The organism is Pseudomonas sp. GW821-FHT10C09, from assembly GCF_059415465.1.
In genome coordinates this window covers 1-25,266 of the sequence record NZ_JBWKNG010000018.1, presented here as the reverse complement: position 1 = coordinate 25,266, position 25,266 = coordinate 1, and the positions used below count along the sequence as shown (strand labels likewise).

Here is a 25,266-nt window from a genome sequence, read left to right as displayed (position 1 = left end):
GCACCAATATTTGTGTCACCGCCGAACTCTGTGGGAGCGAGCCTGCTCGCGAATTCGGTGTGTCAGTGATGCAGATATTGACTGACACACCGCATTCGCGAGCAGGCTCGCTCCCACAAGGGTTTCACATTGGATTTGCTCAGTATTCGAGTGCGGCAGGCTTGAGGTACATCCCTTCCTGCGTCATCGCGATCCGGAACTTCAACACATCACCCGCCTTGAGCGAGATGATCTGCGAGCCCGGCGCGAGCATGCCCGGGTTGCAACCCGGCACCTGGCCCGGCAGCAGTTTGAGGCGCAGGGACACATTGCCCGGCGGCAGGTTGAACGAGGTGCTTTGCTCCTGGAACAGTCGTGCGGACAGTTGATCCTGGATGTACACGCCGATTTCGCAGGAGGTCGCGACTTCCAGGCGCTCGCGGGAAATGATCAGTACGCCATAGTCCTCCCCGGCGGCTTGAACCGAAGGTGTCGCGGCAAAGAGGCTGAGGAAGCCAAACAGGCTGAGAGCTGACCAGCGCATGGCTGAATCTCCTGAAATCGAGTCATTGATGCACGCAGCTTGGCCGAGCGCGCCGCCGAATGCCAGCCCGGCAGATTGTCGAAGAACTTGACCTTGCCACGGTGGCAAGCTCGAGACTGCTCGCAACCTCAATAAAGGAGCCACACCATGCAAGTGTTCAACGTTCAGGGCATGTCTTGCGGTCACTGCGTCAAAGCCATTACCCAGGCGGTGCAGGCCAAGGATCCGGCGGCCAGCGTGCGGGTTGATCTGGCGGCCAAGGAAGTCGGGGTCGAGAGCGCGCTGACGGTTGAGCAAGTGATCGCCGCGATCACCGAAGAAGGCTACGAAGCCAAAGTCGCCTGATCCAACGCAATCCCACATTGTTCTGCATTCATTCAGCGGGTTTTTAATAGTTAGCGAGCTATCGGAATGTTCAAGGCGTTCATGCCCGGCTAGACTGTGGGGCCTGCCGACGCATGCTCAACTGGATGCCTGATGAATTTCCGTACCATTTTGATTCTTGGCGCCCTGACCGCTTTCGGTCCGCTGGCGATCGATTTCTATCTGCCCGCCTTCCCGGCAATGGCGCTGGCCTTTGGCACCGATGAAAAACACGTTCAACTGACCCTGGCGGCGTACTTCCTCGGTTTGTCGATTGGCCAGCTGGCCTACGGCCCGGTGGCCGATCGTTTTGGGCGGCGTATCCCGTTGCTGACCGGGGTCGGTCTGTTCACCCTCGCTTCGCTGGCCTGCGCGTATGCGCCGAACCTCGAATGGCTGATCGGCGCGCGATTTGTCCAGGCGTTGGGCGGTTGTGCGGGGATGGTGATTTCCCGTGCGGTGGTCAGTGATAAATGCGACGCCGTGGGCTCGGCAAAAGTCTATTCGCAACTGATGCTGGTCATGGGCCTGGCGCCGATTCTCGCGCCGATGCTCGGCGGCTTGCTGGTCAACACCACAGGTTGGCAGTCGATCTTCCTGGCGTTATCCGGTTTCAGTGCCCTGGCCGGCTTGGCCGTGGCACTCGGGTTGCCGGAAAGCCTGCCCGCGCATATGCCACGTCAGCCATTGTCGGGTGCCTTGCGTCAGTACGGCCGCCTGTTGTCGGATCGGGTCTATTTCGGTCACGCGCTGACGGGTGGCATCGCCATCGCCGGGATGTTTTCCTACATCGCCGGATCCCCGTTCGTGTTCATCAAGCTCTACGGTGTACCGGCCGAGCATTTCGGCTGGCTGTTCGGCATCAACGCGGCGGGGTTTATTCTGACGGCGCAAGTCAATGCGCGATTGCTGGCCAAGCGCGGTCCGGCGTTCTTGCTGGCGCGTGCTGTGTGGGTTTACCTGGCCGCCGGCCTGGCGTTGCTCGCTGTGAGTGCGCTGCACCCTGAGCACCTGTGGCCGTTGCTGATCCCGCTGTTTATTTGCATCTCCAGCCTCGGCTGCATCCTGCCCAATGCGTCGGCATGTGCCATGAACGGGCAGGGCGCCCGCGCCGGCAGTGCGTCGGCATTGCTCGGGTGCCTGCAGTTCACCGTCGCGGCCGGTGCGGCTGCGCTGGTCGGTGTTTTACACGATGGCAGCGCCGTGCCGATGGCGATGGTCATCAGCCTGTGCGGAGTGTTGGTGGTGAGCATGGCGATGCTCACCCGTCGTTTGCAAAATGCCCGGGCGTTGGCGCAAGCCCAGGTTTGAGGACGGGCTCAGCCAGCAGCGCGCTGCTGTTGGCGACCGGGAATCTGGTGGGGGGCGTACAGGCGGGCTTCGAGGGTTCGGGTAAAGGCCAGTGCTTCGGCTTCACTGCGAAAGGTCACGGCATGCTGGTCCAGACGGACTTGCCACTGAGATTTAGCCACTTCTTTTATCAGGATCTTCATTGCTGATCTCTCCTCTCGTAAAAGTTGCTACGTAAAGATTGTGCCGCAGAGATTTCGATTGTAGACCCGAATACGATCGCTATTGTGACAGAGGTCAACCTTCGGACTGACGGTGTCGCTCATTGCTGAGCGACACTGTTTCATCATGTTTCAGAAGCCTTCCAGTACAATCTTGCCCTTGGCTTTGCCGCTCTCCAGCAACGCATGTGCACGGCGCAGGTTGGCCGCGTTGATGGTGCCGAAGTGCTCGCCGACCGTGGTTTTCAAAGTGCCGGCGTCGATCAGCCCGGCTACGCGGTTGAGCAATTTGTGCTGCTCGATCATGTCCGCGGTTTCGAACAGCGAGCGGGTATACATGAACTCCCAGTGCAGCGACAGGCTCTTGCGTTTGAGCTTGGTCACGTCCAGCGACTTGGGGTCATCGATCAGCGCCAGCTTGCCTTGCGGCGCCAGTGCCTCGACCAATTGGTCCAGATGCTGATCGGTCTGGGTCAGGCTGGCGACATGGGTCACGGCGTCCACGCCGGCACGCTTGAGTTCTTCGCTTAGCGGTTGGCTGTGATCGATCACCAGGTCGGCGCCCAATTCACGAACCCAGCCTTGGGTTTGCGGACGTGAAGCGGTGCCGATGACCTTAAGCCCGGTGAGCTGGCTGGCCAATTGCGTGAGGATCGAACCCACGCCACCGGCCGCGCCGACGATCAACAGACTCTGACCTTCATCGGTATTGCCTTCGCGCACTTGCAGGCGCTCAAAGAGCAATTCCCAAGCGGTGATGGCGGTCAGCGGCAGTGCGGCGGCTTCGGCGAAATTGAGGGTTTTCGGCATGTGGCCAACGATCCGCTCATCCACCACGTGGCGTTCGCTGTTTCCGCCCGCACGCGCAATGGAGCCCGCGTAAAAAACCTTGTCGCCGACCTTGAACAAGGTCACGTCGCTGCCGACGGCCTTGACCACACCGGCCACGTCCCAACCCAACACCTTGGCCGCGCCTGCTTCAGGCTGGACGTTCTGGCGGACCTTGGTGTCCACCGGGTTGACCGAGATGGCTTTGACCTCCACCAGCAGATCGCGCGGGCCGGCCACCGGTTCTGGCAACTCGATGTCTTGCAGGGAGTGTTCGTCGCTGATCGGCAACGCGTTGTAATAGGCAATGGCTTTCATCTAGGGAATTCCCAAAGGTAATAAAAGAGGGTGTCAGGCCACGTTGCGCAGGCGCTTGAGGTCGAAGTGTTCGAGGAAGTCACCGGCCTTGGCCCGGAAGTTCTGGATGTGGGCGCTGGCGTCATGCGCTTGCAGGGCTTCGTCGCTGCTCCACTGCTCGATCATGTAGAAGGCCAGGGGATTGGCGAGGTCCTGGTGCAGATCGTATTGGCCGCAACCGGGCTCGGCGCGGGTCGGTTCCAGCAGCGCGCGCAGGTGCTGTTCGAGGGCGTCTTGCTGGCCGGCTTTGGCGATGAGCGTGGCGATGGCGGTAAATGGCTGGGACATGGACGACTCCGGGAGCGTGAAGAATTCGATGGCACAGATGATTGGCTATTTCGCTGCAAGATAAAACCCGCTAAAAGAGCAGTCTCTTTCAATATTTTTTTGATAATAGAGGCTAAAAATGCTGCGTTTCGATGACTTGCAGCTGTTCGTCCGCGCTGCCGATCTGGGGAGCCTGTCGGCGGCGGCGCGGGTGATGGACATGTCCGCGGCGGTGGCCAGCGCCGCGTTGAAGCGCATCGAGCAACAACTCGGCGCACGCTTGCTCGCGCGGTCCACCCGCAGCCTGCGCCTGACCGCCGAAGGCGAGGGCTTTCTGGAATATGCCCGGGCGGCGCTGAGCAATCTGGATGAAGGACGCCGATTGCTGGCCAGTGGTCAGGATCAGGTCAGCGGGATCTTGCAGCTATCCGCTCCGTCGGACTTTGGCCGCAACCTGTTATTGCCGTGGCTGGACGAGTTTCAGCGCGAGCATCCGAAACTGACCGTGAGGTTGTTGCTCGGTGATCGCATCGCCGACCTGTTCCGGCAACCGGTCGACATCGCCCTGCGCTATGGCGAGCCGGAAGACTCGAGCCTGGTGGCGCTGCCCATCGCCCCGCAGAACCGTCGCGTCCTGTGCGCCGCGCCGGATTACCTGGCCAAACATGGCGAACCCCGGCAGCTGGAGCAATTGGCTCAGCACAATTGTTTATTGTTCATGCTGGGCAGCCGGGTCCACGATCACTGGAGTTTTCATGACGGTAAACGCGAAGTCGGCCTGACCGTCAGCGGTGATCGTTTCAGTGACGATGCCGATGTGGTGCGTTTGTGGGCGGTGGCCGGCGCCGGGATCGCTTACAAGTCCTGGCTCGATGTCGCCGCCGATGTGCTCGCCGGACGGTTGAAGGTGTTAATGCCGGAACTGCTCTGTGAGCGCGCACCTCTGAATTTGCTGTGCGCCCATCGCGCACAATTGAGTAAGCCTGTGAACCTGCTGCGGGAAATGCTTGCCAGTCGATGCGCTGATTTGGGCCGGCAATTCCCGACGATATCGAGCAACGATCAATAGTCGCAGGCAAATAGCGAAATTTCTGTCAGCAACTATCAGCACCCACGGTTTCCCAAGGGCAGGAACCGGCGGTTAACCCGCTTATACTAGCGCCCGCCTCATGTACGCACCGTCGATCTCGCGATGGCGAGTCCGCGTTACAGTCGGCTGGCACTCCGCTCAAGTATCCGACCTTTGCCCTGGCTGCGAAGAAATGGCTCGGGTGAGCGGGGGACTTTGCCCGGCTTATGGCGGTTTCCGCGTCTTGGCCGACGACACATTACTGGTCAAGATGTCTCTGAGCAGCAGACGAAACGATTCAACAGGGAGTGAATACATGGAACATGCACCTTGCATCAGCCAGATCGCCACGTTACTGGCTGACCCAAAGCGCAGCGCAATGATGTGGGCCTTGATGGACGGCGCGGCGCGGCATACCGAAGAGCTGGCGTTGTTGGCCGGCCTGTCACCCTCTTCGGCCAGCGCGCACCTGGGGCGATTGTCCGCAGGCGGTCTGTTGAAAGTTGACGTTCGCGGGCGAAAGCGGTTTTTCCGTCTGGCAGCCCCCGAGGTCGGCGCGGCCATCGAGGCATTGGCTAGCGCGACGCTAGCCAGTACGCCACGGGAAGTCCCGGAGGTTTTCAAGCGGCCCAATCCCATCGCCAAACCTCAGACGGCGCCTTCGTCGCTGCTGCGGGCGCGACTGTGCGACGATCATTTGGGCGGCACCCTGGCCGCCGACCTTTACCAGCGATTGCTGGATGCAGGCTGGATCGAACAGATCGATCAGCGGGTCATGATTACCCACAAAGGCTCCACGCAACTGGCGACACGCGGCGTGTTCATCCAGGCGCTCGCCCATCGCAACAGTCGAGTGGCCTGCGCCTGCCCGGACTGGAGCGAAAGACGCCCGCACATGGGCGGTTCACTGGGTGCGGCGCTGTTGCAGCTGTTCATGCAATCAGGCTGGTTGAGCCTGCCCAACGAATCCCGCGCCTTGCAGGTCACCGCCACAGGGCAGCGTGAAATCCACCGTTTCGCCAAGGAAACCGAGCTGGAAATGGCGCTTTAGAGCGTCCTGATGCCGACGTCTGCCGCCAGCGGGTTCAGGCGTCGTTCAGAGCTGTGGACAGGTCGCATCCAGCAATAGCCGCCAGACGCTATCGCGCACACTCGATCCAGGGATTTTCGGGTGGGGGATGTGGCATGGAAACACGAGGTTTCAGCGCGGCAGAACGATTGGAACGTCTGCCCATCAGCGGTTATCACCGGATCATTTTCATCATCATTGCCCTGGCGTTTTTCTTCGACTCCATGGACCTGGCGATGATGACCTTTCTGCTCGGCTCGATCAAAACCGAGTTCGGCCTGAGTTCGGCGCAGGCCGGGTTGCTGGCCAGTTCGAGTTTCTTCGGCATGGTGCTGGGCGCTTCACTGTCGGGCATGTTGGCCGACCGCTTTGGTCGCAAGCCGGTGTTCCAGTGGAGCATCGTGCTGTGGGGCATCGCCAGTTACCTGTGTTCAACGGCGCAGAGCGTTGAAACGCTGACCCTGTTCCGAATCCTCCTGGGCATCGGTATGGGCATGGAGTTTCCGATTGCCCAATCGATGCTGTCCGAGCTGATCCCGGCCAAGAAACGTGGACGTTACATTGCGTTGATGGACGGTTTCTGGCCGCTGGGTTTTGTCGCGGCCGGGGTGCTGTCCTATTTCCTGTTGCCGGTGATTGGCTGGCGGGACATCTTCCTCGTTCTGGCGGTGCCGGCGGTGTTTGTACTGGCGATCCGCTTTTTCATTCCTGAGTCGCCACGCTGGCTGGAACAGGCCGGGCATCATGCGGCGGCCGACACGGTGCTGCTTCGGATCGAAGAACGTGTGCGTGTGTCGCTGGGACATTCGGACTTGCCTGAGCCGATTCGCCTGCCGCATGTGGCGACGACGCCGGGTAACTTCTTTTCGGCGTTGCGGCAGATCTGGTCGCCGCAGTATCGCCAGCGCACGATGATGATCTGGAGCGTGTGGTTCTTTGCCTTGCTGGGTTTCTACGGCCTCACGTCCTGGCTCAGTGCCTTGTTGCAGCAGTCGGGTTTTGCCGTGACACAGTCCGTGTATTACACGGTGCTGATTTCCCTCGGCGGGATTCCCGGTTTCCTCATGGCCGCCTGGCTGGTGGAGCGTTGGGGACGTAAACCGGTGTGCGTCGTGACCTTGCTCGGCGGCGGCGTGATGGCGTTTCTCTACGGGCAAAGCGCGGTGTTTGGCGGCAATGTCAGCCTGTTGATCGCGTCGGGGCTGTTGATGCAGTTCTTTTTGTTCGGCATGTGGGCGGTGCTCTACACCTACACCCCGGAGTTGTACCCCACGTCGGCACGCGCCACGGGCTCGGGGTTTGCCTCGGCGATTGGGCGGGTGGGCTCGTTGCTCGGTCCGTTGGTGACGGGGCTGGTGTTTCCGGTGACCGGGCAGGGTGGGGTCTTCGCGTTGGGGGCGATGTGTTTTGCGATTGCGGCGGGGGTGGTGTGGGTGTTCGGGATGGAGACGCGAGGGAAGACGCTGGAGGAGTTGACTGAGGCAGTGATCGTCAACTGATCACAATCCCTGTAGGAGTGAGCCTGCTCGCGATAGCGGTGTGTCAGACACTTAAATGTCGGCTGACACTCAGTCATCGCGAGCAGGCTCGCTCCCACATGGGGTTATGCGGTATGGCTTACGGTTTGACCAACCGCGCATCCAGGCTGTTCTGCGCCAGGCGCTTGGCCTGATCCTGAGTCATGCCCAGATCGGTGTACAGCGCGTGGAAGTTCTCGGTCACGTAGCCGCCGAAGTACGCCGGGTCATCCGAGTTCACGGTGACTTTCACGCCACGTTCAAGCATGTCGAGGATGTTGTGCTGGGACATGTGATCGAACACGCAGAGCTTGGTGTTCGACAACGGGCACACGGTCAGCGGGATCTGCTCGTCTATGATCCGCTGCATCAAACGCTCGTCTTCGATGGCGCGCACGCCATGGTCGATGCGCTGGATTTTCAGCAGGTCGAGGGCTTCCCAAATGTACTCGGGCGGGCCTTCTTCACCGGCGTGGGCCACGGTCAGGAAGCCTTCGTGACGGGCACGGTCAAACACGCGCTGGAACTTGCTCGGCGGGTGACCCATCTCGGAACTGTCCAGGCCCACGGCGACAAATGCGTCGCGGAACGGCAGCGCTTGATCGAGGGTTTTCTGCGCTTCGTCTTCGCTCAAGTGGCGCAGGAAGCTGAGGATCAAACCGCTGGTGATACCCAGTTGTTGCTCGCCATCCTTGAGTGCGGCGGCGATGCCGTTCAGCACCACTTCGAACGGTACGCCACGGTCGGTATGGGTTTGCGGGTCGAAGAACGGTTCGGTGTGAATCACGTTCTGCGCCTTGCAGCGCAACAGGTACGCCCAGGTCAGGTCGTAGAAATCCTGCGAGGTGCGCAACACGTCGGCGCCCTGGTAATACAGGTCGAGAAATTCTTGCAGGTTGCTGAAGGCGTACGCTTTGCGCAGGGTATCGACGTCGCTCCACGGCAGGGCGATCTTGTTGCGTTCGGCCAGGGCGAACAGCAGCTCAGGCTCCAGCGAGCCTTCGAGGTGCAAATGCAGTTCTGCCTTGGGCAGGGCGTTCAGCCAGTCGTACATGGTCTTTTCTCATCAGGTGCAGATGGCGAGCATTCTACAGATGCGCGTAGAAACATTTAGCAAAACCTGACCAGCCGGTTGATTACACCGCTTCCGGTTCCCGTCGATAGGCGTAGGTATCGGCGAATCGCGAGAGCAGGAACTCGGCGCAGGTGGTGGCCGGGTATTTCGCCGGGTGCACGTCATCCTGACAACCGGGCAGGCATTCGATGCGTGTGTCGGGGTGCGGCTCGGCAAAGAATGGCATCGAATAACGGTCCACGCCCAACGGGCTGATCACCCGATGCGGCGTCGACAGGTAACGGTCGTTGCTCCAGCGCGCCATCATGTCGCCGAGGTTGACCACGAACGTGCCTTCAATCGGCGGTGCGTCGATCCATTCGCCTTTCACATTGCGCACTTGCAAGCCACCGGCAGCGTCCTGATACAGCAGGGTGATGCAGCCGTAATCGGTGTGAGCGCCGGCGCCCTGTTGTTCGGCGGAACTGGCGGTGTGGCGCGGCGGGTAATGGATCATGCGCAGTACGCTGACCGGCTCTTTGAAACGGCTGTCGAAAAAATCCCGCTCGATGCCCAGGGCCAACGTCATTGCGCGCAACAGGGTTTGGGCGAGGGCCTGCATGTCGACGTAGTGTTGCTCCATCAGCGCTTCCCAACCGGGCAGCGAGGGATGACGGTTCGGGCCCCGCAACGGTTTTTCCGCGAGGACTTCGGGATGATCGGCCGGTAGGTGCAGGCCCATGTCGAAAGTTTCCTTGAGGTCGCTGGGCTTGCTCGGGTCGAGTTGTTCGGTGGCGATGGCGCCGTAGCCGCGGTGGTGGCGGGTTTGGGTGATGTCGATTTTGAGCTTTTCGGCGGTGGGTTGGGCGAAGAAGCGTTGGGCGTGGTCGAGTACGGCGGCGATGCGTTGCGCGGAAATCGGGTGACCCTTGATGTAGAAGAAACCCCATTCGCGGCAGGCGTGGTCGATTTCGCTGGCGACGGATTGCCAGGCGATCTGGTCATCGCTGTAGAGCGGGGCGATGTCGATGATAGGAAGACGGTTCATGCACATTCCTTGAAATCGATGAATATCCATTGTGGGAGCGAGCCTGCTCGCGAATGCGGTGTGTCAGCCAACATTTGTGTTGAATGTGCTATCGCCTTCGCGAGCAGGCTCGCTCCCAGAGGGGCTTGCGTCTGGTGTGAAGGATTACTTCGGAATATCGGCCTTCATGCCTTCAACGTAATAGTTCATCGACGCCAGCTCTGCATTGCTCGCCGTCGCACCCGCTGCAATTTTCTCTGCGCCTGCCTGATCCTTGATCGGCCCGGTGAACGGGTGCAGCGCGCCGCTCTTGATGTCGGCAATGATCTGCTCGGCTTCGGCTTTCACCGGTGCCGGCACCAGGTCACTGATCGGCAACTCAACCGTGCCTTCCTTCAAACCACCCCAGTAATCCTGGGATTTCCAGTTGTGGTCGAGCACGCTTTGGGTCGCTTGAACGTAGTGCGGGCCCCAGTCGTTGACGATGGAGGTCAGCACCGCTTTCGGCCCGAAATGCGCCATGTCCGATGCGTAGCCGACGGCATACACACCGCGACGTTCGGCCGCCTGGATCGGCGCCGGGCTGTCGGTGTGCTGGAACACCACGTCCACGCCCTGGTCGATCAGCGCGTTGGCGGCGTCGGCTTCCTTGCCCGGGTCGAACCACGAGTTGACCCACACCACTTTGATCTCGGTGCCGGGGTTGTACTTGTTCAGGGCCAGTTGAATGGCGTTGATGTCGCGGATCACTTCCGGGATCGGGAAGGACGCGACATAGCCGATCTTCTTGGTCTTGGTCATCTTCGCCGCGAGGAAGCCGCCGACGTAGCGACCTTCGTAGGTTCGCGCCAAATAGGTGCCGAGGTTCTTGTCCTGCTTGTAGCCGGTGGCGTGTTCGAAGGTCACCTTGGGAAATTGCCTGGCGACTTTCAGGGTCGGGTTCATGTAGCCGAAGGAGGTGGTGAAGATCAGGTCGTAGTTGTCCTTGGCCATGTTGCGGATCACCCGCTCGGCGTCGGCGCCTTCCGCGACGTTCTCCACATAGTTGGTGGTGATCTGCGAACCGAATTTTTCGGCCAGTACTTTGCGCCCCTGTTCATGCTGATACGTCCAGCCGTGGTCACCGATCGGACCGATATAGACGAAGCCGACTTTCAGCGGGTCGGCGGCACTGGCGGTCAGGCTGGTGCTCAGACCGATGGCGGCGGCGACGACGGCGCACAAAAGCTTCTTCAGCGGACGTTTATGCATGAATTCCAACTCCATTTTGTTTTGAGGTTGGCAGGGGCAATGCAAATTACTGACCAACAGGACAACAAAGTCTTCATGACCGAGGTGAGGCCTTCGCGAGCAGGCTCGCTCCCACAGGGGACCGTATCCCCCTGTGGGAGCGAGCCTGCTCGCGAAGAGGCCCGCAAGGCCGATAAAAGTGCATGGCCGATCACGGCTGCCATCCACTGGTGCGCTAAGGTGTAACGAAACGTTAGCGCTGCACCGCAGTCAGTAGCTCATCACTCTGCTTTCGCTTCACTGCGCAAAAAGGCCCGCAATGTTCACACTCCTCAAGCAAGAAACATTTCTGCTGCTGGCCGTGCTCGCCGCCGTCGTCGCGTACCCGCTGGAGCACTGGATGCTCCACAGCGGCCAATCGGTCGCGCTGGGCGCCGGGTTGGTGTTGATTGCGTTCATCGTCGCCGCCTCCATGCGCGTCGCCCATCACGCCGAGCTGTTGGCGGAAAAAGTCGGCGACCCCTACGGCACGATGATCCTGACGCTGGCGGCGGTGCTGGTGGAAGTGGTGATCTTGGCGATCATGATGAGCAACGAAGCCTCGTCCACTTTGGTGCGCGACACGATTTACTCGGCGGTGATGCTCGACATCAACGGCATCCTCGGCCTCGCCGCCTTAATGGGCGGGCTCAAGCACGGCGAGCAGTCCTACAACGATGATTCGGCGCGCAGCTACAGCGTGATGATCCTCACGGCCATGGGCGTGTCGATGGTGGTGCCGGAGTTCATTCCCGAGGCCAACTGGAAGATTTATTCGGGCTTCACCATCGGTGCGATGGTCGTGCTCTACGCGTTGTTCCTGCGGATGCAGGTCGGGCCGCACAGTTATTTTTTCAGCTACAGCTATCCGGAAAAACGCCGCCGGAAAGTCCCGGAAGAGGAACCTGAACCGGTCAATGTGGCGCTGAGCATCGGCACGTTGGTGTTTGGCGTGGTGGTGATCGGCGCACTGGCCGAGGTGATGTCCAAGACCCTCGATCTGGGGCTGGAAGGGACGGGCGCTCCGCCGGTGATTACGGCGATTCTGGTGGCGGCCATTTCGGCGGCGCCGGAGATTTTGACGGCATTGCGCGCTGCATTGGCCAATCGGATGCAGTCGGTGGTCAACATCGCGATGGGGGCGTCGCTATCGACGGTGATCCTGACCGTGCCGGTGATGGAAGCAATGGCGCTGTATACCGGTCAGCCCTTTCAGATGGCGATGACGCCGGTACAGACAGTGATGATCTTCCTGACGTTGATCGTCAGTGCGATCAACCTCAACGATGGCGAAACCAACGCCATCGAAGGGATGACCCACTTTGTGCTGTTCGCGACATTCATCATGTTGTCGCTGCTCGGTCTCTGACCACACCCTAAAACCACAGTTTTTGATTTGTGTTGTGTCAGGTACCGGCGATCAGTTGGCGAGCAGCCTGGCTGTGATCAGCAATCAATCCTTTGAGGTCCAACCCCTCAACCTGCCCGTCAATCACTCGCCACTTGCCACCGACCATCACCCGATCCGCCCGATCCGCGCCGCACAGCAGCAGTGCCGACACCGGATCATGGCTGCCAGAGAAGCGCAGCTCATCGAGTTTGAACAATGCCAGATCCGCCTGCTTGCTAACCGCCAGCTCACCAATATCGGTACGCCCCAGCAAGCTCGACGAACCCTTGGTTGCCCAGCCCAGTACCAACTCCGGCGTGATCTTCTCGGCGCCATAACGCAGGCGCTGGATGTACAACGCCTGGCGGGTTTCGAGCATCATGTTCGACGCATCGTTGGACGCCGAACCGTCCACGCCCAGCCCGAGCAACGCGCCCGCGGCCGTAAGGTCTAGCGTCGGGCAGATGCCGGAAGCGAGGCGCATGTTCGAGCTTGGGCAATGGCAAATACCGGTGCCGGCAGCGCCGAGGCGGGCGATTTCGTCCGGGTTGAAGTGGATGCCGTGGGCCAGCCACGTACGCGGGCCGAGCCAGCCAACGCTGTCGAGATAATCCACGGTGCGCAGGCCAAAGCGTTGCAGGCAGAAATCTTCTTCGTCGAGGGTTTCGGCCAGGTGGGTGTGCAGGCGCACGTCGAGTTTGTTCGCGAGTTCAGCACTGGCGGACATGATTTCCGGGGTCACCGAGAAGGGCGAGCAGGGCGCGAGGGCGATCTGGATTTGCGCACCGTCACCGCGTTCGTGGTACTCGGCGATCAAGCGCTGGCTGTCGGCGAGGATGACTTCGCCTTCCTGCACGGTCTGCTGCGGTGGCAGGCCGCCGTCCTTCTCGCCGAGGCTCATGGAACCGCGCGTGAGCATGGCGCGCATGCCCAGTTCGCGAACGCTTTCGACTTGCACGTCGATCGCGTTTTCCAGGCCTTCGGGAAACAGGTAATGGTGATCGGCCGCGGTGGTGCAGCCGGACAGCAGCAACTCGGCCAGCGCGACTTTAGTGGCGAGGGCGAGTTTTTCCGGGGTGAGGCGGGCCCAGACCGGGTACAGGGTTTTCAGCCACGGGAACAACGGCTGATTGACCACCGGCGCCCAGGCACGAGTCAGGGTTTGATAGAAATGGTGATGGGTGTTGATCAGTCCCGGCAGGATCACGTGCTCGCGGGCATCGAAAACCTGTCCACAGGGCGCGGACGGTTGCTGGCCGGCGGCGAGCACTTCGACGATCACGCCGTCTTGCACCACCAGGCCGCCACGGGCATCGAGGCCATTGGCAGTGAAGATCGCGAGGGGATTTTTTAACCAGGTACGGGATGCGGGCATGTTGGCCGGCTCCTCTGAAAGTTGGGTTCAGGGTTGCCAGCTCAGTGATTACCCTGTCTGCTGATCCAGGATCGCCGCGGGGGCGAGGTGCGGAGTTTCGGACAAAACGCAGCGCCGGGCAAGCCCGACCCGACCAGACAACACAAATCCCTGCATGGAATGATCCCCCTGTGGGGTGATTACCAGGGAATGGTTTCACCCCGGTAATTCACGAAGTGATGCCCGCCCTTGCCGGTGTAGGCGTTCACCTGATCGACCAGCCCGCGGGTGCTGGTGTCCACATCAATGTCCGCACCTTCGCCGCCCATGTCGGTTTTCACCCAGCCCGGATGCAGCGACAGCACGGTGAGTGTCTGCTCGCCCAGTTGCGTCACAAAGCTGTTGGTCATCGAGTTCAGTGCAGCCTTGCTCGCCTTGTACAGCGCCAGTTCCGGCGCGTCCGGCATGGTCACGCTGCCCAGCACCGAACTCATGAACGCCAGCACGCCGCTGTCCGGGCGAATCTGCCCGACGAAATGCTGGGCCAGGTTGATCGGGGCCACGGCGTTGGTGAAAAACAACTGGCCCACCTCGGCCAGCGTCGCACCGCCCGGTGTCTGAACGTCCGGGCCCTTGACCCCGGCATTCACGAACAGCAGGTCAAACACTTCACCTTTGAGCTGTTGGCTAAGGGCGATCACCGCCGGCTGATCGTCCATGTCGAGTTTCTCGATCCGCACGTTGCCCACGGCCCGCAGGGCGTCGGCGTTTTGCGGGTTACGCACGGTGGCGGTGACTTGCCAGCCGTCGGCCAGCAGGGTTTTCACCAGGCCGAGGCCCAAGCCTCGGGAGGCTCCGATGATGAGTGCGGTTTTTGCCTTGGACATGAGTGGCTTCCTTGAAAAAAGAGGATCACGGATTCAGTGGACAGCGTTGCCCGAGCCGTTGTTGCAACTCGTGACGCAACGCGCCCAGTTCATCCATCCGGGTTTCGATCAGTTTGAGTTTGTCTTGCAGCAGTTGCGTGACGGCGCTATCCGGATCGGGTGACTGCCAGATTGCCGCGACGCTGTTGCCGATTTCACCAAGGGTGAAGCCCAGTCGCTGAGCGGTCTTGATGTACTGCACCAGTTGCACCATGTCTGCCGGGTAGTCGCGATAACCATTGGCGCTGCGTTGCGCGGCGATCAATCCGCGTTGCTCGTAAAACCGTAGCGTGTCACGGCTGACGGCGCTGGCCTGGGCTAATTCACCGATGCGCATGTTGACGTCTCAAGAGGGCTTGACCTTGGAGCATACTCCAGGCTTTAGCCTTGGTGCTCCTCGAATGTATGGAGCAGGGCCGATGTGGACTTCAGCGCAATATCGCCGGGTGGTGCGGGGCAGTGCCTGGTATGACTTGATCGTGACGGCGGCGTTTGTCACGCCGTGGAGTTTCGCGGTTTTGCATGGAGGGTTGACGGGGTTGAGTCAGGCGTTGGATTTGCCTGGGGCGCTGCCGGCGTTTGAGCCGATGCACATGTTGATGGCGAATCTGTTGGGGTCGATTGTGTGCGTTTGGGCGGTGCTGCGGATTCGGGATCCGCAGCAGGTGTTTGGGCGGTATGACGCGGTTGGCAGGTTTCTGTTTTCGGCTTGGCAGCTGTATGCCTTGCTGCATGGGGCCAGTTCGCTGTTAGTGGTTTTCCTGGTCTTTGAATTGGCGTGGGGCGTGGCTCAGGTGTTGCCTGTCAGGCAGCCTTCGCGAGCAGGCTCGCTCCCACAGTAGATTTATGTCGGTCACCGGAAACCGGTTTGACTCGGTCAAATGTGGGAGCGAGCCTGCTCGCGAAGGGGCCGGCCCATCCAACCCTAATGCCCACCCTGCCACGGCTGCCCCAACGACACCGGCGCATACAACCGTGTCCGCACGGCGTCCCGCGACAACAACACCAACACCACAATCGTCGCGACATACGGCAACATCGCCAGCAGGCTCGACGGAATCGCCAGCCCCAACCCCTGCGCCACCAAATGCAGGATGCTGGCGAGCCCGAACAGGTATGCCCCCAGCAGCAACCTCCACACCCGCCAACTGGCAAACACCACCAGCGCCAGTGCAATCCAGCCGCGCCCGGCGCTCATGTTCTCCGCCCACATCGGTGTGTACGCCAGGGACAGATACGCCCCGGCCAACCCGGCCATCGCACCGCCGAACAACACCGCCAGCGTGCGCACACCCAACACCGGCAAGCCCATCGCGCTGGCCGCGTCCGGGTTTTCCCCAACGGCCTGAATGATCAGCCCAACGCGGCTTTTCAGAATCACCCACGCCACCAACGCAAACAGCGCGAATGACAAGTACACCAACAGATCCTGCGCAAACAGCATCCGCCCGATCAGCGGGATCTCACTCAAGTAAGGAATCGCCACCGGCTCAAAACCGGCCAGCGGTTTGCCAACCCACGCGGCCCCGACAAACGTCGACAGGCCCACGCCGAAGATCGTCAGCGCCAACCCGGTGGCCACTTGATTGGCGTTGAACACCAGCGCCACCACGGCAAACAGCGACGACAACAGCATCCCGGCGAGCATCGCCAGCAGCACGCCGAGCCACAGATTGCCGCTGTTCAGCGCGACGATAAAGCCGATCACCGCGCCAAACAGCATCATCCCTTCCTGACCGAGATTGAGGACGCCGCTCTTCTCGCAGATCAATTCACCCAACGCCACCAACAGCAACGGCGTACCGCAACGGACCATCGCGTAGAAAATATTGCTCAGCAGATCGATATCCATCACAGCGCTCCTGCAGGTACGGTGGCTGGCGCGCGCCGAGCCCAGCGCACGTTCAAGCGTGGTCGGTAGAGAATCAGCACGTCGCTGGCCAGCAGGAAAAACAGCATCATTCCCTGGAACAATTGGGTGATGGCTTGCGGCAGGTTCATGCTCATCTGCGCGCTCTCGCCGCCGATGTACAGCAACGCCATCAACAGGCTGGAAAACAGAATGCCGATGGGATTGAGTCGCCCGAGAAACGCCACGGTGATCGCCGCGTAGCCATAGCCCGGCGAAACCTGCGGCACCAATTGGCCGATCGGCCCGGTCACCTCGCACACGCCGGCCAGGCCCGCCAAACCGCCGCTGATCAACAGCGCCAGCCAGATCAGGCGCTTCTCGCGAAACCCGACGAAACCTGCTGCGCGCTTGTCCAGCCCCAGCACTTTGATCTGGAAACCGATAAAGCTTTTCTGCAACAACACCCATACCGCGACCAACGCCAGCAAGGCGAAATACACCCCGGCGTGAACCCGGCCATCCTCCATCAACAACGGCAATCGGCTGAAGTCACTGAACATCGCCGACTCCGGAAAATTGAACCCGGCCGGATCCTTCAACGGCCCATGCACGCAAAACAGCAGCAGGTTCAGGGCGATGTAATTGAGCATGATGCTGGTGAGGATTTCATTGGCGTTGAAGCGCGTGCGCAACCACGCGGTCAGTCCGGCCCACGCCGCACCGGCCAAGGTGCCGACCAGCAGAATCAACACCAGCGCCCAGCGACTTTGCAGGTCGATGACGTTCACTGCCAAGGCACTGCCGGCCAATGCGCCGAGCAGCAATTGACCTTCGGCGCCGATGTTCCAGATCCGCGCCTGATAGGCCACGGCAAGCCCCAATGCACAGAGCAAAATCGGCAACGCTTTGACCAACAGTTCCGAGACGCCATACCAGTCGCTGATCGGCGCGATCAACAAGGTGTGCAAGGTCAGCAACGGATCGTGGCCCAGCGCGATAAACAGTAATGAGCCACAGCCCAGCGTCAGGGCCGCCGCGAGCAACGGCGAGCACCAGAGCATCAGTCGCGATTGCTGGCCACGGGGTTCGAGAGAAAGCAGCATGAAAAACTCCGTTAAACCGATACGGGTGCAGGTGAGGGAGGGGCGTCGAACTGGCCGGCCATCCAGCCGCCGACGTCGATCATGCGTGTGTCGACGGTTGCTTTCAGTGGCGACAGACGACCGCCGCACAACGCGCCGAGGCGGTCGCTGATCTGGAACAATTCGTCGAGGTCTTCGGAGATCACCAGGATCGCCGCGCCGGCATCGCGCAAGGCAATCAGCGCGCGGTGAATGGTCGCGGCGGCGCCGACGTCCACGCCCCAGGTCGGGTGTGCGGCGATCAGCAGTCTGGGTTGCTGGAGGATTTCCCGGCCGAGGATGAATTTCTGCAAGTTGCCTCCGGAGAGGCTGCGGGCCGGTGTCTGGGCATCGGGCGTCTTGACCCCGAAACGATGGATGATCTCTTCGGCCAACGCTTCGACCTTGCGGCGCTGGATCAGCCCGTTGCTGACCAATCCTTGTTGAAAAGCCGTGAGCAGCGCGTTGTCGGCGAGGCTCAATTCCGGCACCGCGCCGTGACCCAATCGTTCAGCGGGGACGAAGGCCAGGCCGAGTTCGCGTCGGGCATCGGGTCGCAGGTGGGCGACCGCTTGCCCGGCAAAACGGATCGTTGCGCCGTCGTTGCGGGCCAGCCGCTCTTCGCCGCTGAGCAACGCCAGCAATTCATCCTGACCATTACCCGCGACACCGGCGATGCCGACGATTTCACCACTGCGCACCTCGAGGTGAACCTCCTTCAGTGAGCAGCCGAACGGATCGGGATTGAGCCAGGACAACCGGCTGACACTGAGAAACGCCGCGCTGCCCACCACCTTCGGATAGTCCGTAATTGTCTCGGCCGCTTCGCCGACCATCAGCCGCGCCAGTTGCCGGTCCGAGCATTCGGCCGGCTGGCAATGCCCGGCCACTCGACCACCGCGCAACACGGTGGCGCTGTGACACAGCGCCCGGACTTCACCGAGCTTGTGGCTGATAAACAGAATGCTGCAGCCCTCGGCCGCGAGGCGACGCAAGGTGACGAACAGTTCTTCGGCTTCTTGTGGGGTCAGGACCGAGGTCGGTTCATCGAGGATCAACAGGCGGATGTCTTGCATCAGGCAGCGAATGATTTCCACCCGTTGCCGCTCGCCAATCGACAGGCTGTGGACAAGTCGCTCCGGCTCCAGCGCCATGCCATAACGGCGGGACACTTCACGAATTTTCGGTTCAAGCTGTTTCGGCGTGCCGGCCGCTGCGCCCATCGCCAAGGCGATGTTCTGTGCCACGCTCAATGTTTCGAACAGCGAGAAATGCTGGAACACCATGCCGATCCCAAGACCACGGGCCTGGGAAGGATTGCGTATGTTCACGCGTTGCCCTTGCCAGGTCATCTCCCCGGAATCTGCCTGGGTGACGCCGTAGATGATCTTCATCAACGTGCTTTTGCCGGCACCGTTTTCCCCGAGCAGGGCATGGATTTCCCCCGGCGCGATGGTCAGGTCGATGGCGTCGTTGGCCAGGCATCCGGGGTAGCGTTTGCTGATGTGGCGCAATTGCAGACGGGGTGTTTGATCGGGGATCGGCACGGGGTTGGGCATGACTGACTCGGGTCGATGGGCGTGATGCCTGTGGATAAAGCAATTTCCTGGCCATTGGGTCAGGAAAGCTGAAAATCCGCGCAAGCACAGGCCCCAAGGACAATGCGTTGCGATCTATCGATTCCGAATCAGGCACCAGTTGAGTGCGAAGCCTTTGATCAGGCTCCAGTTTCGCTCGCAGGAAGTTGGTTAAAAAATGAACAGCAGCCTGCAAGCCATGCTGTATATGGGGCCGCGACGACCATGAACGGGTTATCCACAGATTGCTCCACAGTATTTGTGCGCAAGCTCAAACGTCGGGCATAAGCACTGTGCGGCTATCTTCTAAAGGTGATAACCCGATCTAACTGTTTGTTTTTACGTGAATTTAATGTTGCTGAAGGAAAATTGGACGAAAAATGAACAAAGCCCGCAAACCCGCATGACAGAAGGGTTACAGGCACATGTGCTCAGGTTATCCACAGGCGGGTGCACAGTAGATGTGGGCAAAATCCTGACGTCGACGGAATAAGGGTGAACGGTGTTGGTGCGTTCAGTGCTGCAACACAATGCGTCCGCGACTCAAGTCCGCCAGTTGCTTTTGCAGGGCCGGGATCTGCGCTTTTCCCATCGCCAATTGCACTTCGACGCCGTTGGCGGTGAACGATTCTTCTACGACCAGTCCGCCCAGTTCCGCCACGCGAAGTTTCACCAACGCCAGTTCACTGAAGGCACAGGCGCAACTGACGGGCACTCGACTGATCAGCTCGACCTTGGGTGCCGCTTGCAGGCATTTGTTGGCACCGCCGCCATACGCCCGGGCGAGGCCTCCGGTGCCCAATTGGATTCCGCCGTACCAACGAATCACTAGCACCGCGACCTGATCGCAGTCCTGCGCTTCGATCGCCGCCAAAATGGGTCGGCCTGCGGTGCCGCCGGGTTCGCCATCGTCGTTGCTGCGGTACTGGTCGCCGAGTTTCCACGCCCAGCAATTGTGCGAGGCGTTGAGGTCACTGTGCTGTTCGAGGAATGCCTGGGCGTCAGCCGGGCTTGAGATCGGCGCGGCGAAGGTGATGAAGCGGCTTTTGCGAATCTCTTCGCGGTATTCGCAAAAGTCGCTGAGGGTAAAAGGCATAGGTGTCTTAAATAACAGGAGTCAGGCCGCAGCCTTTGAGAATGATACGGATCAGGTTGTTGCCGGCTTCTTCCATGTCTTGCTTGGTCAGCTTGGTGCGTCCGCTGACTCGGCAGATCTGGGTCGCGAAGTCGGCGTAATGCTGAGTGCTGCCCCACAACAGGAAGATCAGGTTGACCGGGTCGACCGGGTCCATTTTGCCGGCGTCGATCCACGCCTGGAACACCGCGGCCCGGCCCTGGAACCAGGCGCGGTAATCCTGGTTGAAATACTCGGTCAGGCATTCGCCGCCGCTGATCACTTCCATGGCGAAGACTCGCGAAGCTTGTGGCTGGCGCCGGGAGAATTCCATTTTGGCGCGGATGTAGCGGGTCAATGCCTCGGCCGGATCGTCCTCGGCCGTCAGGGTGTTGAAGGTGCTGTCCCACAACTCGATGATGTTGCTCAGCACCGCCACGTACAAACCGAGTTTGTTGGTGAAGTAGTAATGCAGGTTCGCCTTGGGCAACCCGGCATTCTGGGCAATGGTGTTCATGCTGGTGCCTTTGAACCCGTGACGGGCGAACTCGTCTTCGGCGGCTTTGATGATGGTCTCTTCGTTCTTCTGACGAATGCGGCTGGCAGGTTTACCGCCGTGAGCTGGGACTTCAAAGGTCATAGGCACTTCCAGACAAGTAGGTGGGTGCAACCAGTGCGTTGATAGCGCACCCACGGGCTTCAGACAAGTCCTGGGGCGCAGGTTTCTTCGGTTGTTCAGCGTGTCGCGGCGAGGCTTTCAAGAAAGCTTTCCAGCACCAGATGCGGGCGACGGCCCTTGCGCGTGACCGATGCAAGGCTCAGGTCATAGAAACGCGCCTTCGGTTTCAGCGCACGCAGGCGACCTTGTTGCACCCAGAGGCTGGCGTAATGATCCGGCAGGTAACCGATGTAGCGCCCGGTCAGGATCAGGAACGCCATGCCCTCACGGTCCGAAGCACTGGCGGTGCAGTTGAGTGCCTGGTAGTGGGCCTGGATGTCCGCTGGCAGCCGGAAGGTCGGTGCGATCGCGTCCTGGCTGTTGAGGCGATCATCGTCGAGTTGTTTGTCGTCGACATAAAACAGCGGATGCCCAACCGCGCAATACAACAGCGAGCGTTCGCTATAAAGCGGTTGATATTCCAGCCCCGACAGCGCGCTGGCCTGCGGCACTACACCGACATGCAAACGCCCATCGAGCACGCCTTGCTCAACTTCGTTGGGCGCGATCATGCGGATCTGGATTTGCACGTCCGGGCCACGTTCCTTCAATTGCGCCAAGGCGTGGGTGATGCGCATGTGGGGGAGGGTGACCAGGTTGTCGGTCAGGCCAATGGTCAATTCGCCGCGCAAGTGTTGGTGCAGGCCATTGACCTCGGTGCGGAAACTTTCCAGCGCACTTAATAGCTGCAAGGCCGATTGGTACACCTCGCGACCTTCCTCGGTCAGGGAGAATCCGGCGCGCCCACGTTGGCATAAGCGCAAGCCCAGGCGTTGTTCCAGATCGCTCATTTGCTGGCTGATAGCGGAACGACCGATCCCCAGCACGCTTTCCGCCGCCGAGAAGCCACCGCACTCGACCACGCTGCGAAAGATCCGCAACAAGCGGATATCAAAGTCGCTGACTTGCGCCAGTGGATCGGGACGACGCGTGCTCATAGTTTAGTAGCAGCCTGACTGAACGTTAGAAAAGTTGGATTTCACAGACTTTATCCCCGTGGCAATTTAGCTGCAAGAACGCTTTTGATCTCTATGCCGCTTATTGCCTGCGAGGTTTTGCCCATGAACTTGCCTGAAAACGCCCCGTCTTCCCTGGCCAGCCAGCTCAAGCTTGATGCTCACTGGATGCCCTATACCGCCAACCGTAACTTCCAGCGCGACCCGCGTCTGATCGTGGCGGCGCAAGGCAGCTGGCTGATCGACGACAAGGGCCGCAAGGTTTATGACTCGCTGTCCGGTCTGTGGACTTGCGGCGCCGGGCACACCCGCAAGGAAATCCAGGAAGCGGTCGCCAAGCAATTGGGCACGCTCGACTACTCGCCAGGCTTCCAGTATGGCCATCCGCTGTCGTTCCAACTGGCAGAGAAAATCACCGACCTGACCCCAGGCAACCTGAATCACGTGTTCTTCACTGACTCGGGTTCCGAGTGCGCGGACACCGCGGTGAAAATGGTCCGCGCTTACTGGCGCCTGAAAGGCCAGGCCACCAAGACCAAAATGATCGGCCGTGCTCGCGGTTACCACGGCGTGAACATCGCCGGCACCAGCCTTGGCGGTGTGAATGGCAACCGCAAAATGTTCGGTCAGGCGATGATGGACGTTGATCACCTGCCGCACACGCTGTTGGCGAGCAATGCCTACTCTCGCGGCATGCCGGAGCTCGGTGGTATTGCTTTGGCAGATGAGCTGCTGAAGTTGATCGAACTGCACGATGCGTCGAACATCGCCGCGGTATTCGTTGAGCCGCTGGCCGGTTCTGCTGGTGTACTGGTTCCGCCACAGGGTTACCTCAAGCGTCTGCGCGAGATTTGCGATCAGCACAACATCCTGCTGGTGTTCGACGAAGTGATCACCGGTTTCGGCCGTACCGGCAAAATGTTCGGTGCCGATACCTTCGGCGTGACTCCGGACCTGATGTGCATCGCCAAGCAAGTCACCAACGGCGCGATCCCGATGGGCGCGGTGATTGCCAGCTCCGAGATCTACCAAACCTTCATGAACCAAGCGACACCTGAGTACGCGGTGGAATTCCCGCACGGCTACACCTACTCCGCGCACCCGGTGGCGTGCGCCGCTGGCCTGGCGGCACTCGACCTGCTGCAAAAGGAAAACCTGGTGCAGAGCGTGGCCGAGGTGGCCCCGCATTTCGAAAATGCGCTGCATGGTCTGAAAGGTTCGAAGAACATCATCGACATTCGTAACTACGGCCTGGCCGGGGCGATTCAGATCGCGCCGCGTGATGGCGACGCGATCGTGCGTCCATTCGAAGCGGGTATGGCGCTGTGGAAAGCCGGGTTCTATGTGCGCTTCGGCGGAGACACCCTGCAGTTCGGCCCAACCTTCAACAGCAAGCCGCAAGACCTTGATCGTCTGTTCGACGCGGTCGGCGAAGTGCTGAACAAGATCGACTGATTTTCTCTTCTATATAGAGGCGTCCTTATACGGGGCGCCTGTGGACAACTTTTCAGGAGCGTTACATGAGCCTTATCCCGCATTTGATCAATGGCGAACTGGTGACCGAAGACGGTCGCACGGCTGACGTGTTCAACCCGTCTACCGGCCAGGCGATCCACAAGCTGCCGTTGGCCAGCCGCGAAACCATTCAAAAAGCCATCGACTCGGCCAAGGCTGCATTCCCGGCTTGGCGCAACACGCCACCGGCCAAACGTGCCCAGGTGATGTTTCGCTTCAAGCAATTGCTGGAACAGAACGAAGCACGCATTGCCCAGTTGATTAGCGAAGAGCACGGCAAGACCCTGGAAGACGCGGCTGGCGAATTGAAGCGCGGTATCGAGAACGTCGAGTTCGCGTGCGCAGCGCCGGAAATCCTCAAGGGTGAATACAGCCGTAACGTCGGCCCGAACATTGATGCGTGGTCGGACTTCCAGCCGTTGGGCGTTGTTGCCGGTATTACCCCGTTCAACTTCCCGGCGATGGTGCCGCTGTGGATGTATCCGCTGGCAATCGTCTGCGGCAACTGCTTTATCCTCAAGCCGTCCGAGCGTGATCCGAGCTCCACGTTGCTGATCGCTCAACTGTTGCTGGAAGCCGGTCTGCCTAAAGGCGTGCTGAACGTCGTGCACGGTGACAAGGCTGCGGTGGATGCGCTGATCGAAGCGCCGGAGGTCAAAGCGCTGAGTTTCGTCGGTTCGACGCCGATTGCCGAATACATCTACGCCGAAGGCACCAAGCGCGGCAAACGCGTCCAGGCACTGGGCGGCGCGAAGAACCATGCGGTGCTGATGCCGGATGCGGATCTGGATAACGCGGTCAGCGCACTGATGGGCGCGGCCTACGGTTCTTGCGGCGAGCGTTGCATGGCGATCTCGGTGGCGGTGTGCGTCGGTGACCAGGTGGCGGATGCGCTGGTGGAAAAACTGGTGCCGCAGATCAAGGCGCTGAAAATCGGCGCGGGTACTACGTGTGGTCTGGACATGGGGCCGTTGGTTACCGGTCAGGCACGGGACAAGGTCAGCGGTTATGTCGAAGACGGCGTTTCTTCCGGCGCGACGCTGGTGGTCGACGGTCGTGGTCTGAGCGTGGCCGGTCATGAGGAAGGCTTCTTCCTGGGTGGCTGCCTGTTCGATAACGTCACGCCAGAGATGCGTATCTATAAAGAAGAGATCTTTGGGCCGGTGTTGTGCGTCGTTCGGGTGAACAGCCTGGAAGAGGCGATGCAGCTGATCAACGATCACGAGTATGGCAACGGCACCTGTATCTTCACCCGTGATGGTGAAGCGGCGCGGTTGTTCTGCGATGAGATCGAAGTGGGCATGGTCGGCGTTAACGTACCGTTGCCCGTGCCGGTGGCTTACCACAGCTTCGGTGGCTGGAAGCGTTCGCTGTTCGGCGACCTGCATGCGTATGGTCCGGACGGTGTGCGTTTCTACACCCGCCGCAAAGCCATCACCCAGCGCTGGCCGCAGCGTGCGAGCCATGAAGCGTCGCAATTCGCATTCCCTAGCTTGTAAGTAGAAGGAAGAAGGCCGGCCCCTTGGGGCCGGCCTTTGTGTTTGCGGGCTTTTTTGACTCATATGACAGATTTGTGAAATTAAAGGTTGACGGCAGATTCTGGATGTCTATAATTCGCCCCACTTCCGGCGCAGTCGAAACGGAAAACTCCTTGGTAAACAAAGAGTTACGCAGGTTTCGACAGTGAGCGGCTTCAGGTCATCGAAGCCCGAAAGGGAGTTGAAAAAGAGGTGTTGACAGCAGCGTGTAACGCTGTAGAATTCGCCTCCCGCTACCGAGTGATCGGAAGCGCAAGTGGTTGAAGTTGCAGAGGAAACTTTGAAAACTTCTGAAAATAACCGCTTGACAGCAACAGAGGCTGCTGTAGAATGCGCGCCTCGGTTGAGACG

Annotated in this window: 25 protein-coding genes; 9 read left to right on the top strand and 16 right to left on the bottom strand. The window is 60.2% G+C overall.

The window, feature by feature from the left end; all coding sequences use genetic code 11:
- Positions 1 to 139: 139 nt before the first annotated feature.
- A complete protein-coding gene (locus tag AC07N8_RS19450; protein WP_483843963.1) occupies positions 140 to 523 on the bottom strand; it encodes a hypothetical protein in 384 nt (127 codons plus the stop codon).
- A gap of 147 nt (positions 524 to 670) precedes the next feature.
- Between AC07N8_RS19450 and AC07N8_RS19445 the strand changes: the two genes are divergently transcribed.
- A complete protein-coding gene (locus AC07N8_RS19445) occupies positions 671 to 868 on the top strand; it encodes a cation transporter (protein WP_483843962.1) in 198 nt (65 codons plus the stop codon).
- Positions 869 to 1,000: 132 nt separating this feature from the next.
- The gene (locus tag AC07N8_RS19440) at positions 1,001 to 2,197 is read left to right on the top strand and encodes a multidrug effflux MFS transporter (protein ID WP_483843961.1); all 1,197 of its coding nucleotides are present in this window, start codon (positions 1,001 to 1,003) and stop codon (positions 2,195 to 2,197) included.
- 8 nt (positions 2,198 to 2,205) lie between these two features.
- Here AC07N8_RS19440 and AC07N8_RS19435 read toward each other — a convergent pair whose 3' ends face one another.
- The 3 genes from AC07N8_RS19435 to AC07N8_RS19425 all read right to left on the bottom strand — a co-directional run bounded on the left by AC07N8_RS19435 (position 2,206) and on the right by AC07N8_RS19425 (position 3,870).
- Complete coding sequence (locus AC07N8_RS19435) at positions 2,206 to 2,379, bottom strand: hypothetical protein (RefSeq protein ID WP_172825920.1); 174 nt, start codon at positions 2,377 to 2,379, stop codon at positions 2,206 to 2,208.
- Positions 2,380 to 2,529: 150 nt separating this feature from the next.
- Complete coding sequence (locus tag AC07N8_RS19430; RefSeq protein ID WP_493145661.1) at positions 2,530 to 3,543, bottom strand: zinc-binding alcohol dehydrogenase family protein; 1,014 nt, start codon at positions 3,541 to 3,543, stop codon at positions 2,530 to 2,532.
- A gap of 33 nt (positions 3,544 to 3,576) precedes the next feature.
- Complete coding sequence (locus AC07N8_RS19425) at positions 3,577 to 3,870, bottom strand: putative quinol monooxygenase (protein WP_493145660.1); 294 nt, start codon at positions 3,868 to 3,870, stop codon at positions 3,577 to 3,579.
- 118 nt (positions 3,871 to 3,988) lie between these two features.
- Here AC07N8_RS19425 and vimR point away from each other — a divergent pair, with 118 nt between their 5' ends.
- The 3 genes from vimR (at position 3,989) to AC07N8_RS19410 (ending at position 7,486) form a co-directional block, all read left to right on the top strand.
- Entirely contained in the window at positions 3,989 to 4,918 is a 930-nt protein-coding gene (gene vimR / locus AC07N8_RS19420) for a transcription regulator VimR (protein WP_493145659.1), read from the top strand.
- A 316-nt stretch (positions 4,919 to 5,234) separates the two neighbouring features.
- A complete protein-coding gene (locus AC07N8_RS19415; protein WP_483843957.1) occupies positions 5,235 to 5,969 on the top strand; it encodes an ArsR/SmtB family transcription factor in 735 nt (244 codons plus the stop codon).
- Positions 5,970 to 6,103: 134 nt separating this feature from the next.
- Positions 6,104 to 7,486, top strand: coding sequence for an MFS transporter (locus AC07N8_RS19410; protein ID WP_483843956.1), 1,383 nt, complete (start codon positions 6,104 to 6,106; stop codon positions 7,484 to 7,486).
- Between the two features lie 118 nt (positions 7,487 to 7,604).
- On the opposite strand, the gene AC07N8_RS19405 is transcribed toward AC07N8_RS19410, so the two are convergent.
- The 3 genes from AC07N8_RS19405 to AC07N8_RS19395 form a co-directional block, all read right to left on the bottom strand.
- Positions 7,605 to 8,558 (bottom strand): adenosine deaminase, encoded by a 954-nt coding sequence (locus tag AC07N8_RS19405; protein WP_493145658.1) that lies wholly within the window; start codon positions 8,556 to 8,558, stop codon positions 7,605 to 7,607.
- Between the two features lie 82 nt (positions 8,559 to 8,640).
- The gene (locus AC07N8_RS19400) at positions 8,641 to 9,606 is read right to left on the bottom strand and encodes a 2-oxoglutarate and iron-dependent oxygenase domain-containing protein (protein ID WP_493145657.1); all 966 of its coding nucleotides are present in this window, start codon (positions 9,604 to 9,606) and stop codon (positions 8,641 to 8,643) included.
- Positions 9,607 to 9,750: 144 nt separating this feature from the next.
- Complete coding sequence (locus AC07N8_RS19395) at positions 9,751 to 10,836, bottom strand: BMP family ABC transporter substrate-binding protein (RefSeq protein WP_493145656.1); 1,086 nt, start codon at positions 10,834 to 10,836, stop codon at positions 9,751 to 9,753.
- 298 nt (positions 10,837 to 11,134) lie between these two features.
- Between AC07N8_RS19395 and AC07N8_RS19390 the strand changes: the two genes are divergently transcribed.
- Positions 11,135 to 12,223, top strand: a complete 1,089-nt coding sequence (locus AC07N8_RS19390; RefSeq protein WP_493145655.1) for a calcium:cation antiporter — start codon at positions 11,135 to 11,137, stop codon at positions 12,221 to 12,223.
- A 37-nt stretch (positions 12,224 to 12,260) separates the two neighbouring features.
- On the opposite strand, the gene AC07N8_RS19385 is transcribed toward AC07N8_RS19390, so the two are convergent.
- The 3 genes from AC07N8_RS19385 to AC07N8_RS19375 form a co-directional block, all read right to left on the bottom strand.
- Positions 12,261 to 13,619, bottom strand: a complete 1,359-nt coding sequence (locus AC07N8_RS19385) for an 8-oxoguanine deaminase (protein WP_493145654.1) — start codon at positions 13,617 to 13,619, stop codon at positions 12,261 to 12,263.
- A 179-nt stretch (positions 13,620 to 13,798) separates the two neighbouring features.
- A complete protein-coding gene (locus AC07N8_RS19380; RefSeq protein WP_483843951.1) occupies positions 13,799 to 14,485 on the bottom strand; it encodes an SDR family oxidoreductase in 687 nt (228 codons plus the stop codon).
- A gap of 25 nt (positions 14,486 to 14,510) precedes the next feature.
- Positions 14,511 to 14,861 (bottom strand): MerR family transcriptional regulator, encoded by a 351-nt coding sequence (locus AC07N8_RS19375; protein WP_046032956.1) that lies wholly within the window; start codon positions 14,859 to 14,861, stop codon positions 14,511 to 14,513.
- 82 nt (positions 14,862 to 14,943) lie between these two features.
- Between AC07N8_RS19375 and AC07N8_RS19370 the strand changes: the two genes are divergently transcribed.
- A complete protein-coding gene (locus AC07N8_RS19370; RefSeq protein WP_483843950.1) occupies positions 14,944 to 15,366 on the top strand; it encodes a hypothetical protein in 423 nt (140 codons plus the stop codon).
- 83 nt (positions 15,367 to 15,449) lie between these two features.
- On the opposite strand, the gene AC07N8_RS19365 is transcribed toward AC07N8_RS19370, so the two are convergent.
- The 6 genes from AC07N8_RS19365 to AC07N8_RS19340 form a co-directional block, all read right to left on the bottom strand.
- Positions 15,450 to 16,376, bottom strand: a complete 927-nt coding sequence (locus AC07N8_RS19365; RefSeq protein ID WP_493145653.1) for an ABC transporter permease — start codon at positions 16,374 to 16,376, stop codon at positions 15,450 to 15,452.
- Positions 16,376 to 17,479, bottom strand: a complete 1,104-nt coding sequence (locus AC07N8_RS19360) for an ABC transporter permease (RefSeq protein WP_483843949.1) — start codon at positions 17,477 to 17,479, stop codon at positions 16,376 to 16,378. Before AC07N8_RS19360 ends, AC07N8_RS19365 begins: the two co-directional genes overlap by 1 nt.
- Positions 17,480 to 17,490: 11 nt before the next feature.
- The gene (locus tag AC07N8_RS19355) at positions 17,491 to 19,056 is read right to left on the bottom strand and encodes an ABC transporter ATP-binding protein (RefSeq protein WP_493145652.1); all 1,566 of its coding nucleotides are present in this window, start codon (positions 19,054 to 19,056) and stop codon (positions 17,491 to 17,493) included.
- Positions 19,057 to 19,588: 532 nt separating this feature from the next.
- Complete coding sequence (locus tag AC07N8_RS19350; RefSeq protein ID WP_493145651.1) at positions 19,589 to 20,170, bottom strand: IMPACT family protein; 582 nt, start codon at positions 20,168 to 20,170, stop codon at positions 19,589 to 19,591.
- 7 nt (positions 20,171 to 20,177) lie between these two features.
- On the bottom strand, positions 20,178 to 20,828 hold the full coding sequence (locus AC07N8_RS19345) for a TetR/AcrR family transcriptional regulator (RefSeq protein ID WP_140669575.1): 651 nt from the start codon (positions 20,826 to 20,828) through the stop codon (positions 20,178 to 20,180).
- 95 nt (positions 20,829 to 20,923) lie between these two features.
- Positions 20,924 to 21,844 (bottom strand): LysR family transcriptional regulator, encoded by a 921-nt coding sequence (locus AC07N8_RS19340; RefSeq protein ID WP_123436027.1) that lies wholly within the window; start codon positions 21,842 to 21,844, stop codon positions 20,924 to 20,926.
- 123 nt (positions 21,845 to 21,967) lie between these two features.
- Here AC07N8_RS19340 and aptA point away from each other — a divergent pair, with 123 nt between their 5' ends.
- Both aptA and AC07N8_RS19330 read left to right on the top strand, forming a co-directional pair.
- Positions 21,968 to 23,317 (top strand): omega-aminotransferase AptA, encoded by a 1,350-nt coding sequence (gene aptA / locus AC07N8_RS19335; protein WP_483843946.1) that lies wholly within the window; start codon positions 21,968 to 21,970, stop codon positions 23,315 to 23,317.
- Positions 23,318 to 23,382: 65 nt separating this feature from the next.
- A complete protein-coding gene (locus AC07N8_RS19330; protein WP_123436029.1) occupies positions 23,383 to 24,876 on the top strand; it encodes a CoA-acylating methylmalonate-semialdehyde dehydrogenase in 1,494 nt (497 codons plus the stop codon).
- The last annotated feature ends 390 nt before the right edge of the window (positions 24,877 to 25,266 follow it).

Excerpts from the sequence above, each read along its gene's own strand:
- AC07N8_RS19450 (WP_483843963.1), bottom strand. The coding sequence starts at position 523 with ATGCGCTGGTCAGCTCTCAGCCTGTTTGGCTTCCTCAGCCTCTTTGCC.
- AC07N8_RS19445 (WP_483843962.1), top strand. The coding sequence starts at position 671 with ATGCAAGTGTTCAACGTTCAGGGCATGTCTTGCGGTCACTGCGTCAAA.
- AC07N8_RS19440 (WP_483843961.1), top strand. The coding sequence starts at position 1,001 with ATGAATTTCCGTACCATTTTGATTCTTGGCGCCCTGACCGCTTTCGGT.
- AC07N8_RS19435 (WP_172825920.1), bottom strand. The coding sequence starts at position 2,379 with ATGAAGATCCTGATAAAAGAAGTGGCTAAATCTCAGTGGCAAGTCCGT.
- AC07N8_RS19430 (WP_493145661.1), bottom strand. The coding sequence starts at position 3,543 with ATGAAAGCCATTGCCTATTACAACGCGTTGCCGATCAGCGACGAACAC.
- AC07N8_RS19425 (WP_493145660.1), bottom strand. The coding sequence starts at position 3,870 with ATGTCCCAGCCATTTACCGCCATCGCCACGCTCATCGCCAAAGCCGGC.
- vimR (WP_493145659.1), top strand. The coding sequence starts at position 3,989 with ATGCTGCGTTTCGATGACTTGCAGCTGTTCGTCCGCGCTGCCGATCTG.
- AC07N8_RS19415 (WP_483843957.1), top strand. The coding sequence starts at position 5,235 with ATGGAACATGCACCTTGCATCAGCCAGATCGCCACGTTACTGGCTGAC.
- AC07N8_RS19410 (WP_483843956.1), top strand. The coding sequence starts at position 6,104 with ATGGAAACACGAGGTTTCAGCGCGGCAGAACGATTGGAACGTCTGCCC.
- AC07N8_RS19405 (WP_493145658.1), bottom strand. The coding sequence starts at position 8,558 with ATGTACGACTGGCTGAACGCCCTGCCCAAGGCAGAACTGCATTTGCAC.
- AC07N8_RS19400 (WP_493145657.1), bottom strand. The coding sequence starts at position 9,606 with ATGAACCGTCTTCCTATCATCGACATCGCCCCGCTCTACAGCGATGAC.
- AC07N8_RS19395 (WP_493145656.1), bottom strand. The coding sequence starts at position 10,836 with ATGCATAAACGTCCGCTGAAGAAGCTTTTGTGCGCCGTCGTCGCCGCC.
- AC07N8_RS19390 (WP_493145655.1), top strand. The coding sequence starts at position 11,135 with ATGTTCACACTCCTCAAGCAAGAAACATTTCTGCTGCTGGCCGTGCTC.
- AC07N8_RS19385 (WP_493145654.1), bottom strand. The coding sequence starts at position 13,619 with ATGCCCGCATCCCGTACCTGGTTAAAAAATCCCCTCGCGATCTTCACT.
- AC07N8_RS19380 (WP_483843951.1), bottom strand. The coding sequence starts at position 14,485 with ATGTCCAAGGCAAAAACCGCACTCATCATCGGAGCCTCCCGAGGCTTG.
- AC07N8_RS19375 (WP_046032956.1), bottom strand. The coding sequence starts at position 14,861 with ATGCGCATCGGTGAATTAGCCCAGGCCAGCGCCGTCAGCCGTGACACG.
- AC07N8_RS19370 (WP_483843950.1), top strand. The coding sequence starts at position 14,944 with ATGTGGACTTCAGCGCAATATCGCCGGGTGGTGCGGGGCAGTGCCTGG.
- AC07N8_RS19365 (WP_493145653.1), bottom strand. The coding sequence starts at position 16,376 with ATGGATATCGATCTGCTGAGCAATATTTTCTACGCGATGGTCCGTTGC.
- AC07N8_RS19360 (WP_483843949.1), bottom strand. The coding sequence starts at position 17,479 with ATGCTGCTTTCTCTCGAACCCCGTGGCCAGCAATCGCGACTGATGCTC.
- AC07N8_RS19355 (WP_493145652.1), bottom strand. The coding sequence starts at position 19,056 with ATGCCCAACCCCGTGCCGATCCCCGATCAAACACCCCGTCTGCAATTG.
- AC07N8_RS19350 (WP_493145651.1), bottom strand. The coding sequence starts at position 20,170 with ATGCCTTTTACCCTCAGCGACTTTTGCGAATACCGCGAAGAGATTCGC.
- AC07N8_RS19345 (WP_140669575.1), bottom strand. The coding sequence starts at position 20,828 with ATGACCTTTGAAGTCCCAGCTCACGGCGGTAAACCTGCCAGCCGCATT.
- AC07N8_RS19340 (WP_123436027.1), bottom strand. The coding sequence starts at position 21,844 with ATGAGCACGCGTCGTCCCGATCCACTGGCGCAAGTCAGCGACTTTGAT.
- aptA (WP_483843946.1), top strand. The coding sequence starts at position 21,968 with ATGAACTTGCCTGAAAACGCCCCGTCTTCCCTGGCCAGCCAGCTCAAG.
- AC07N8_RS19330 (WP_123436029.1), top strand. The coding sequence starts at position 23,383 with ATGAGCCTTATCCCGCATTTGATCAATGGCGAACTGGTGACCGAAGAC.